We start from the raw sequence: 10,866 nt of genomic DNA on the forward strand, positions 1-10,866 counted from the left end.
CGCTCGAAATCGTTCCAGATCAGGATCGCCACCGGGTGACCGATGAACATCGGCACCTTGCCTGCCGGCAGCAGCGGATCCGGCGCGTGTTCTTCAGGGAACACGATGCCGTCCTTGACCAGGTCATCGGCGGTGACGATGCGATCCGGTTGCAGATCGGCGCCAAGCCACGCCAGGTCGATGCCGGCAAAGATGTGGTCGGCCTTGATGGTTTTCAGCAGCATGGCGTGGCCTTGCTGCTGCGGCCAGCCCGGCATGTCCTTGGCGCGGATGTCGCGGGCAAAAACCTTGCTGCCGCAAACCTTGGACAAGGCATCGTTACGGGCGCGCGCCTGGCCATTGTTGCCGAGCCACTGCTCGGACGGCACGGTCACGCTGTTTTCCATCAAGGCGGCCAGCGCCTGGCTGCTCAATGGCGTGAGCGTCACGCTCACACCCGCTACCAGCCCGCCCTGAAGGAACGAGCGCCGGGATATATCACGGTTGGACATGGATCATCCTCTGGGCGGTTATGGGGTCCGCCCTTCTGGTTATGTACTGAGAATCTCGAGTCTTGCAGAAGCCCTTCTTGACGATGCAAAGGGCTGTGTCGACAGTGCAAAGCTGACCGAAAGGTTAACTTTAAAGGTTTATGCGCGCGCGGAAAACAAAAAACTGACCATGAGATCAAAAAACCGCGGCTTTTCGCCGCAGCAGGTCAATGAACAAACCCAACTCCCGACTGATGTGCTCCCCCTTGCGCAACAACAGTCCGAATGGCGCCAATTGCACATCCAGCTCCACCGGCAGCGCCACCACCAGGCCCATTTTCAGGTAGTCGCGCAGTGCGGTTTCCGACAGCACCATGATCGCGTCGGTCAGTTGAATCAGTTGCTGCATCGAGTACACCGAGCTGCATTCAATAATGTCTGCCGGCAGCGGCAGCGCCAGGCGCTGCAAGGCTTGATCCAGGCCGATGCGCGCCGGACTGGTTTCAGGTTGCAGAATCCAGGGCCAGCCGTTGACCAGTTCCGCCATTTCCAGCTTCTTGCGTCGGGCCAGCGGATGGCCGGCGTGCACCACCACCAGCAAACGTTCATTGCCCAGTTGTTCGAAGACGTAGTGCTCACTGTCGGTGGCGGCGTTGCGCCGGGCGATGGCGAGGTCGATACGGCCCTGTTCCAGCAACTGGATCACCTGGTCACTGGTATCTCCCATGATGCGAATCCGCAATTGCGGATTGAGCGACTTGATCTCGGCAATCGAATCCATGACCAGATCCGGCGCTGCGCCCATGATGGTGCCGATCGACAAGTAGCCGTAACCGCCCTGCTGCCGCGCCATCAGGTCCTCGGCGCAACGGTCGAGACCGCTGAGGGCCGATTCGGCAAAACGCACCAGTTCCTGGCCCAACGCCGTCGGTCGCATGCCCCGGGGCAAGCGTTCGAACAGGTCGCAACCGAACATGTCTTCAATTTCATGGAGCATGCGCGTGGCCGCCGGTTGCGACATGTTCAGGCTTTGCGAAGCGCGGTGCAGGTTCTGGCTGGTGCTGAGCGTCACCAGCATGTGCAAATGCTTGTAGCGCAGGCGATTGAGCAGGCTGCGGGAGATGATCGGCGTGGTCATGGCAAACCTTTTTATCGATACCCTCAAGGTATCAGTTGTGAGCTAGATTCGATTTGTAACGCATCGATCAGCGGCCGTACAGTCTTCCCCATAAGAACAAATGCCCTACCAAAGGAAAACTGCGATGAAGACTCTACCTGCGCCTCTGCTCGCCAAAATTTCCTGGCGGCTGCTGCCGTTTCTCTTGTTGATGTACATCATGGCCTTCCTCGACCGCGCCAACGTCGGGTTCGCCAAGCAAGCCTTCCAAGCCGATACCAACATCAGTGATGCCGCGTTCGCCTTTGGCGCCGGGGTGTTCTTTGTCGGTTATGCGCTGCTCGAAGTACCGAGCAACCTGATCCTGCACCGCGTCGGCGCCCGTTTGTGGATGTGCCGGATCATGGTCACCTGGGGCCTGGTTTCTGCAGCCATGGTCTTTGCCCACAACGAAACCACCTTCTACGTCCTGCGCTTTTTGCTGGGCGTGGCCGAAGCCGGGTTCTTCCCCGGGGTGATCCTTTACCTCACCTACTGGTTCCCCAGCGCTGTGCGCGGCAAGGCCATGGGTTTCTTTTACTTCGGTGCGCCGCTGGCGTTCATCTTCGGTAGCCCGTTGTCCGGTCTGCTGCTGGAACTGGACGGCTTTGCCGGGTTCCACGGCTGGCAATGGCTGTTCGCCGTTGAAGGCTTGATGGCCTCGGCAGTGGGCGTCTGGGCCTACTGGTATCTGGACAATCGCCCGGCCGATGCCAAGTGGCTGACCGTCGAAGAGCGCCAACAAGTGCAGAGCCTGCTCGATCAGGAAGACAGCCATAAACAGAACCACGGCCGCAGCCTGCTCAACGTGATTTGCCAGCCGTCGATACTTTACCTGTGCCTGATCTACCTGCTGATCCAGGCCAGCGTCTACGGCGTGGTGTTTTACCTGCCAACCCAGGTCGGTGGACTGCTCGGCACCAAGGTCGGGCTGATGGTTGGACTGGTCACCGCGATCCCATGGATCTGCGCTCTGATCGCCGCTTATCTGATTCCCGGCTACAGCGACCGTACCGGCGAACGTCGCCGCACCGCATGCCTGACTTTGCTCATGGCCGCCGCCGGGATCGCCTGCTCGGTAACCTTCAGCAACCCGCTGCTCGGGATCATCGCCCTGTGCTTCGCCGCTTCCGGTTTCATCGCCGTGCAACCGGTGTTCTGGACCTTCCCTTCCAGCTACCTCGCCGGCAGCGCCGCCGCAGCCGGGATCGCCCTGATCAACTCGTTCGGCGCCCTCGGCGGCTTCATCGCCCCGGTGCTGAAGAACTGGGCCGAAGGCGCTTTCCATTCACCGGCAGCCGGCTTGTATGTGCTGTCCGCTACCACTGTCATCGCCGCGTTGCTGGTGCTGGGCGTACGTGCGCCCGGGCATAAAGCCTCGAACAAACCGGCCACCATCTAACCTGACCGCCGTTTAAAAAAAGGAATCACACCATGGGCATTCCAACCATCAAACACGTCCGCGCTTTCACCCTGCGCGGCGGTGGCGCGGATTATCACGATCAAGCGGACGGCCACTGGATCGACGATCACATTGCCACGCCAATGAGCAAATACCCCGAGTACCGCCAGAGCCGCCGCACCTTCGGCATCAACGTGCTCGGCACCTTGGTGGTCGAGATTGAAGCCAGCGACGGCACTGTCGGTTTCGCCGTGACCACGGGTGGTGAGCCTGCCGCTTACATCGTCGAGAAACACCTGGCGCGCTTCCTCGAAGGGGCTCGCGTCACCGACATCGAAAAAATCTGGGACCAGATGTACCAGTCGACCCTGTATTACGGGCGCAAGGGCATCGTGATCAATACCATTTCCGGCGTCGACCTGGCGCTGTGGGATTTGCTCGGCAAGATCCGCCAGGAGCCGGTGCATCAGTTGCTCGGTGGCGCGGTGCGCGACGAATTGCAGTTCTATGCCACCGGCGCCCGCCCGGACCTGGCGCAGAAAATGGGCTTCATCGGCGGCAAGATGCCGCTGCACCACGGCCCCGCCGAAGGCGAGGAAGGCTTGCGCAAGAACCTCGAAGAACTGGCGACCATGCGTGAACGCGTTGGCCCGGACTTCTGGCTGATGCTCGATTGCTGGATGAGCCTGGACCTCAACTACGCCACCAAACTGGCGGTCGGCGCTCACGAGCATGGTTTGAAGTGGATTGAGGAAGCCTTGCCACCGGACGATTACTGGGGCTACGCGGCGCTGCGCAACAACGTGCCCAAAGGCATGCTGGTGACCACCGGCGAACACGAAGCCACGCGCTGGGGCTTCCGCATGCTGCTGGAAATGGGCTGCTGCGACATCATTCAGCCGGATGTCGGCTGGTGCGGAGGCCTCACTGAACTGGTGAAAATCTCGGCCCTCGCCGACGCGCACAATGCGTTGGTCATTCCGCACGGTTCCTCGGTGTACAGCTATCACTTCGTCGCCACTCGCCATAACAGCCCGTTCGCCGAATTCCTGATGATGGCGCCCAAGGCAGACGAAGTGGTGCCGATGTTCCATCCGCAATTGCTCGGCGAACCGGTGCCGGTCAATGGCCGCATGCGTCTGTCGGAACTTGATCAGCCCGGTTTCGGCGTGACACTCAACCCCGAATGCCAACTGCATCGGCCCTACAGCCGCTGAGAAAGGAGCTCGACATGAACATGCCGCACAACGCTTTCAAGGCTGCGCTGAACAAACCCGCGACCCAATACGGCATTTGGGCCGGGTTCGCCACCGGCTACGCCGCCGAGATCGTCGCCACCACCGGTTACGACTGGATGCTGATCGACGGCGAGCACGCGCCGAACACCGTGCCCGGCGTACTGACGCAATTGCAGGCAGTCGCCCCCTACTCCACCGCGCCAGTCGTGCGCGCGGTGAATGGCGATGCCAACCTGATCAAGCAACTGCTGGATATCGGCGCGCAGACACTGATGATCCCGATGGTTGAAACCGCCGAACAAGCCCAGGCACTGGTGCGCGCCATGCGTTACCCGCCCCACGGCATTCGCGGTGTCGGCGGCGGCCTGACCCGCGCCACACGCTGGGATGGCGTACCCGACTATCTCAATACCGCCCACGAACAGCTGTGCCTGATCGTGCAGGTGGAATCGCGGATCGGCGTGGAAAACGTCGAAGCGATTGCTGCCGTCGAAGGCGTGGATGCGGTGTTTATCGGCCCGGCGGATCTGTCGATTGGCCTGGGCCACGCCGGCAATCCTGGCCATCCGGACGTTCAGCAACGTATCCGCCACGCGGTGGACGCCACGCTCGCGGCGGGCAAGGCCTGCGGCATCCTCGCCCCCAACGAAGAAGACGCCCGTCGCTACCAAAGCTGGGGCTGCCAGTTCATCGCGGTAGCCATCGACATCAGCTTGCTGCGTCAGAGCGCCATGGCCACCCTCGCCCGTTACCGCGAACCCGCCAGCACTCAAGCGCCTTCACGCACTTACTGAACTGCCAAGGAGTCGTCCCCATGTCGTCCGTGCCTGTTTACGAAAACTTCATCAACGGCCAGTTCGTGGCCAGCGCTGCCCACATCGATGTGATCAACCCGGCTACCGGCGCCGTGTTGTCGAAAGTCCCCACCTCAACCGCCGAAGACGTCGAACGCGCCCTCGCCGCTGCCCGTGCGGCGCAAAAGGACTGGGCGCGCAAACCGGCCAATGATCGCGCCGGCTACCTGCGCCGCATAGCTGCCAAACTAAGGGAAAACGTGCCGCACCTGGCGCGCACGATCACCTTGGAACAAGGCAAGATCAGCAGCCTGGCCGAGGTCGAAGTCAACTTCACCGCTGACTACCTCGACTACATGGCTGAATGGGCGCGGCGCATCGAAGGTGAAATCATCACCAGCGACCGCCAGAATGAAAACATCTTCCTGTTCCGCAAACCGCTGGGCGTGGTGGCCGGGATTCTGCCGTGGAATTTCCCGTTCTTTCTGATCGCCCGCAAAATGGCCCCGGCCCTGTTGACCGGCAACACCATCGTCATCAAACCCAGCGAAGAAACCCCGAACAATTGCTTCGAATTCGCCCGCCTCGTGGCCGAAACCGACCTGCCGCCCGGCGTGTTCAACGTGGTATGCGGTGACGGCCAGGTTGGCGCGGCATTGAGCGCGCACAAAGGCGTGGACATGATCAGCTTCACCGGCAGCGTCGCCACCGGATCGCGCATCATGGCCGCCGCCGCGCCGAACATCACCAAGCTCAACCTGGAACTGGGCGGCAAAGCCCCGGCGATTGTACTGGCTGACGCTGACCTCGATCTGGCGGTCAAAGCCATCCGCGACTCACGCATCATCAACAGCGGCCAGGTGTGCAACTGCGCCGAGCGGGTGTATGTAGAGCGCAAGGTTGCGGATCAATTCATCGAACGCATCGCTGCGGCGATGAGCGCGACTCGCTATGGCGACCCGATCGCACAGCCCGACGTCGAGATGGGACCGCTGATCAATCGCCAAGGACTGGATAGCGTCAACCGCAAAGTCCGTACTGCGTTGAGCCAGGGTGCAAACTTGATCAGTGGCGGACAGATGGCCGATCTGCCCAATGGTTTCCACTTCCAGCCCACTGTTTTAGCCGGTTGCCGCGCCAACATGGAAATCATGCGCGAAGAGATTTTCGGTCCGGTGCTGCCGATCCAGATCATCGATGACCTGGACGAAGCCATCGCCTTGGCCAACGACTGCGACTATGGCCTGACCTCGTCGATCTACACCCGTGACCTTGGCAAAACCCTGCATGCCATGCGCGAGCTGGATTTTGGCGAAACTTACGTCAACCGCGAGAACTTCGAAGCGATGCAAGGCTTCCATGCCGGTGTGCGTAAATCCGGGATTGGCGGAGCGGATGGCAAGCATGGGCTGTATGAGTACACCCATACCCATGCGGTTTATTTGCAGGGCTGAACGTTGCTTTGAACCTGTGGCGAGGGAGCTTGCTCCCGTCGGGGTGCGAAACGCCCCATGCGGGGACTGCTGCGCAGTCCAGCGCGAGCAAGCTCCCTCGCCACATTTGCTCAGTGCTCAAAAATCCACAGTCGCCGACAGCAAATAAGTGCGCGGCGTCGACAGCGTCAACCCAGGCTCGCTGTCGTCCGAAGCCCCGGCCGAACTCCAGTAGCGCTTGTCGGCCACGTTCTCGACATTGGCCCGCACGGTGATGGTCTTTTCGTCGACCCTGAACGCATAGCGTGCGCCGACGTCGAATCGCTCCCAAGAGTCGATTTCTTTGTTGTTGGACTGATCCAGATACTGCGAACTGGAATAGATCCCGCGACTGGTCAAAGTCAGGCCCTGCACGTTCGGCACGTCCCACTCGGCACCGAGGTTGACGTTGTATTTCGGCGTCGCGGGCGCCCGATTGCCGTCAAATGTGCCATTGGTGGTATCGGTCAACTTGCTGTCAATGTACATCACACCGCCGAGCAACCGAAACCCTTTGAGCGGTTCGCCAAAGACGCTCAACTCGACACCCTCGTTATTGCGTTTGCCATTGGGGCCAAAGACTCGCGTCGTGGCGTTGGTTTCGTAGGCCGGCTGCTTGATGCGAAACACCGCAGCGGTGACGGCGAATGCTCCGGCGTCGTACTTGGCACCGACTTCGATCTGGCGACTGATGAACGGCGGGAAAATCTCGTCCTCGTTCACCGAGGTCGACGGCGCGATCTTGCCCTGGCTCAAGCCTTCCATGTAGTTGGCGTACAGCGACAGCTTGTCGGTCGCCTTGAACAGAACGCCGCCCGATGGCGAGAACTTTTCTTCGTCGTAGGCGGTATCGCCTTTGACGTCATCCGACCAGTCATCAACCTTGACCCGCTGCCAACGGCCACCGAGTGTCAGCAACACTCGATCATCAAAAAAGCCCAGGGTGTCGGACAACGCAATGCTGCTGAAGCGGTTCTCGGTATAGACCTCTGGATCGAAACGCGTCGGCCGCACAGGTGTAGGTGTTTCCCGAGGATTGTAGAGGTTGCTCGGGGCTGCCGCATAACGCGCGCCGCCATTTTCGAAGTCCATGTAGAAATAGCTGGCCGCCAGGTTGACCTGATGGCTCACCGGCCCGGTATGGAACCAGTTGCGCACGCCCGCCGTGGCCGTGCGGACATTTTCGTCGCGGGTAAAGTCGCGCGGCTGCACGCTGAAATCGCCAGCGTCATTGGTGACCGCAACGGCATGCCGGAGGAAGTCATGGTTGCTTTTGCGCGCGCCCACGCCGCCGTACAGCATGACTGAATCGCTGACATCGAACTCGCCGTTCAGCGTGCCGAAGGTGTCCGTGGTTCGCGCCTGACTCCAGGGCTGCGCATAGTTGTCGCGAACATCGTTGGCATTTGGCACCTTCGCATTGGGGCCGATCTGCACCCGCTCTTGCGGGGCATCGGTATCGCGTTCGGTGTGGCCGATGTCAGTCGAAAGCCGCAGGCGCTCACCGCGAAAATCCAGACCCAGCACGGCCATCTCGCGGTCAACACTCTGGTGATCCCAGTCGGTGTCGCCGGACTGTTTCACGCCGTTGAAGCGAATGCCGAACATGTCACCTTCGCCAAAGCGCCGCCCGACATCCACGGCACCGCCGAGTTGGTTATCGGATGCATAGCTGCCGGTAAACGATGTGATCGGCTGGTCAGTGGCGCGCTTGGGCACCACGTTGATCCCGCCGCCCACGCTGCCTCGCGGCGAGATGCCATTGATCAGTTGGCTCGGGCCTTTGAGAATGTCGACGCGGTCGGCCATTTCCATATCGATCGTATAGGTTGGCAAGACGCCGTAGAGACCGTTATAGGAAACGTCGCTGTTGAACAGGCTGAGCCCGCGAATGGTGAATTGCTCGTAACGCCCGCCAGCCGGGTTGGTGGTGCGCACTGATGGATCGCTGGCGACCAGGTCGCCCAAGGTCCGTGCCTGTTGGTTTTTCACCGTTTCACTGGTGTAGGTGGTCATGCTGAACGGTGTTTCCATGAAATCCTGCGAGCCCAGCAACCCTTGCGACCCTCGGCGCGCGACCTGGCCGCCGACATAGGGGTCGCCATGTTCGGAATCAACGGCACCGAGGATGGAAGTCGCGCCCAATTGCAGGCTGCTACCTGATGGTGCCGGAATCAGAATGTAGGCCCGTTCGCCCACTGGCTGCAGTTGCAAGCCCGAGTTCTGCAACAAGCGGGCAAAGCCCTCTTCCACTCCGAACTCACCGGACAAGCCGGCGCTGCTGCGACCGCTGACCAGCGCCGGATCGACCGACAGATTGACCCCCGCCAAACCGGCGAACCGTGTCAACGCATCGCCAAGGCCACCGGCGGGCACCTGGTAACTGCGACGGGCGGCGTCATCGGCCCAACTGCTGTTCATCAAAAGCGGGCTGGCACTGAGGCTCAACATCAGGCTCAGGCGCAACAACGGACGCAGACCGGACGACACCGGGCGCGGACAGCAGGACTTTACTGCGGGCATTTGAAGAAGCTCTCTTGTTCGTTCAGTTGCCTTGAATGACAAGCGAGTCGAGAAAAGGGGACAGACCTCACACAACTTTTTTGCGTGGCAGCAACGTCACCCAATAGCGGGTCCGCATTTGCACTTCCAGCGGCAGACTCGCAGAGAGCAGCGCGAGAATGCGATCGGTATCGTCCAGCCGAAAACTGCCGGTCACACGCAGCGTTTCGAGTTCCGGCTCCCAGCGCAAGACACCTGGCCGATAGGTGTCGAGTTCACGCAGGAAATCCCCCAACGGCTGATTGTTGGCCATCAGTACGCCTTCACGCCAACCGGGTTGGAGCACGTCAAAGGCTTGCACCGCTCCGGCACCTGACGCTCGCAAATTGGTTTGCTGACCGGCCCCAAGCGTGAGCAAGGCGCCCTGCAAAGGTCGCAACTGCACTGCACCGCTAAACACCGACACCCGGCAGCCCAGGGCATCCTGACGAACACAGACTTCGCTTTGATCAACGAGCACCTGACCGAACCGGGTCTGGATCGTCAGCGGTGAGACACCCGACACCTTCAACGACATTTCGCCCTCCACCAATTTCACATGGCGATTCGGCATGTCCACATCGACGGCGCTGGCGGTATTGAGTTGCAATTTGCTGCCATCGGCCAATTGCACCTGTTTGCGCTCGCCGGTGGCGGTGTGCAAATCGGCACGCCAGACTTCCAGCGGCAACTGTCGACTGATCAGCCAGGCCGCTGGCACCAAAGCCACCGCGCCCAAGGCACGCTTGAGCACCACGCGCCGTCCGGGATCAGGGCGGTCGAGCGTGCTCAGGGCCAATGCCGAGGGCAGGTCGGTAAAGCGTTGACGCAAGGCCTGTGCCTTCTGCCACGCGTGCTCGTGACTGGCCGAGGTTTCGCGCCACCGCTGCAGATTCGCGCGATCCTGCTCGGTGGCTGCGCCGGACTCCAGCAACGCCAGCCATTGCGCAGCGGCACGGACCACTTGGCGGGCGTCGGGCGCGGCACTGTTCACAGTTCCACCAACAGGCAGTGCTCGTAGGCCTGTGCCATGTAGCGCTTGATCGTGCGCTGCGACACTTTCAGGCGCTCGGCAATGTGCTGATAGCTCAAACCTTCAAGTTGACTCCAGAGGAACGCCCTGCGTACTGGGCGCGGCAATCCGTCGAGCAACTCGTCCAGCGCTTGCAGGGTTTCCAGCAACAGCCAGCGCTGCTCAGGGGACGGCACGCAGTCTTCAGGCAGCAATGCCAGCGCGTTCAGGTACGCCTGCTCCAGGCTACGTCGCTTGTAGAAGTTGCTCAGCAGGCGCTTGCCCACCGTCAGCAAATAGGCACGGGGTTCGTGTAGATCGGCAATCCGCTGAGAACTGGCGAGCAAACGCAAAAACGTATCCTGGCTGAGATCCGCCGCATCGCAGGCATTGCCCATGCGCCGCCTCAACCAGCCTTCAAGCCAGCCACGGTGATCGCGGTACAGGTCGTGAAGGGTTTGCTCCTTCGGCATCGCTGCATCACTCATCTCAAGAAGCCCTGTGCCAGGAGTCGTAAATGAGAGTGATTCTAATTAATGTTGCAGCGACGAACCAAGTGCTTTATGCAGCAAGTGCGCAGAAAGATCAGCAGCCAGGAGAAAAAGACAGTAAAAGCCAAATTTCAGACACAAAAAACCCCGGTCTTTCGACCAGGGTTTTTGCTATCGACTCGAAGCAACCAGTGGTTTCTTCGTAGCGCCAAGGCGTTCAGTGGGCCTTGGTGCGGATATGGCGCAGCGGACGGGACTCGAACCCGCGACCCCCGGCGTGACAGGCCGGT

General features: G+C 60.7%; 10 protein-coding genes. 5 read left to right on the plus strand and 5 right to left on the minus strand.

Annotation, left to right across the window (positions count from 1 at the left end):
• Nucleotides 1-491, minus strand: a 491-nt coding sequence (locus D8V06_RS26550) for a twin-arginine translocation signal domain-containing protein (protein WP_130932124.1), incomplete at its 3' end; no start/stop codon positions are given.
• 175 nt (nt 492-666) lie between these two features.
• Nucleotides 667-1,608 carry a LysR family transcriptional regulator gene (locus D8V06_RS26555; RefSeq protein ID WP_056853690.1) on the minus strand — a complete coding sequence of 314 codons (942 nt, stop codon included), beginning with the start codon at nt 1,606-1,608 and terminating at the stop codon, nt 667-669.
• A 124-nt stretch (nt 1,609-1,732) separates the two neighbouring features.
• Between D8V06_RS26555 and D8V06_RS26560 the strand changes: the two genes are divergently transcribed.
• Genes D8V06_RS26560 through aldA form a run of 4 tightly spaced genes read left to right on the plus strand, consistent with a single transcriptional unit; the run spans nt 1,733 to nt 6,514 of the window.
• Nucleotides 1,733-3,028, plus strand: coding sequence for an MFS transporter (locus tag D8V06_RS26560; protein WP_056853691.1), 1,296 nt, complete (start codon nt 1,733-1,735; stop codon nt 3,026-3,028).
• Between the two features lie 32 nt (nt 3,029-3,060).
• Nucleotides 3,061-4,245: an L-rhamnonate dehydratase gene (rhmD, locus tag D8V06_RS26565; RefSeq protein ID WP_056853692.1), complete on the plus strand. Its 1,185-nt coding sequence runs from the start codon at nt 3,061-3,063 to the stop codon at nt 4,243-4,245.
• 14 nt (nt 4,246-4,259) lie between these two features.
• Nucleotides 4,260-5,060, plus strand: coding sequence for an HpcH/HpaI aldolase/citrate lyase family protein (locus D8V06_RS26570; RefSeq protein WP_130905364.1), 801 nt, complete (start codon nt 4,260-4,262; stop codon nt 5,058-5,060).
• A 20-nt stretch (nt 5,061-5,080) separates the two neighbouring features.
• Entirely contained in the window at nt 5,081-6,514 is a 1,434-nt protein-coding gene (aldA, locus tag D8V06_RS26575) for an aldehyde dehydrogenase (protein ID WP_130932125.1), read from the plus strand.
• A gap of 117 nt (nt 6,515-6,631) precedes the next feature.
• Here the strand turns inward: aldA and D8V06_RS26580 are convergent, their stop codons facing one another.
• From D8V06_RS26580 to D8V06_RS26590, 3 genes are all read right to left on the minus strand, one after another.
• Nucleotides 6,632-9,055: a TonB-dependent receptor gene (locus tag D8V06_RS26580; protein ID WP_130932126.1), complete on the minus strand. Its 2,424-nt coding sequence runs from the start codon at nt 9,053-9,055 to the stop codon at nt 6,632-6,634.
• Between the two features lie 67 nt (nt 9,056-9,122).
• Nucleotides 9,123-10,067 carry a FecR domain-containing protein gene (locus D8V06_RS26585; RefSeq protein ID WP_130932127.1) on the minus strand — a complete coding sequence of 315 codons (945 nt, stop codon included), beginning with the start codon at nt 10,065-10,067 and terminating at the stop codon, nt 9,123-9,125.
• On the minus strand, nt 10,064-10,573 hold the full coding sequence (locus D8V06_RS26590) for a sigma-70 family RNA polymerase sigma factor (protein ID WP_056853697.1): 510 nt from the start codon (nt 10,571-10,573) through the stop codon (nt 10,064-10,066). The genes D8V06_RS26585 and D8V06_RS26590 overlap by 4 nt, the downstream gene beginning before the upstream one ends.
• 29 nt (nt 10,574-10,602) lie before the next feature.
• Here D8V06_RS26590 and D8V06_RS26595 point away from each other — a divergent pair, with 29 nt between their 5' ends.
• A complete protein-coding gene (locus D8V06_RS26595; RefSeq protein WP_130932128.1) occupies nt 10,603-10,782 on the plus strand; it encodes a hypothetical protein in 180 nt (59 codons plus the stop codon).
• Nucleotides 10,783-10,866 lie beyond the last annotated feature (84 nt).

Origin of the sequence: Pseudomonas sp. Sample_24 (assembly GCF_004307605.1) — a bacterium.
GTDB lineage: Bacteria > Pseudomonadota > Gammaproteobacteria > Pseudomonadales > Pseudomonadaceae > Aquipseudomonas.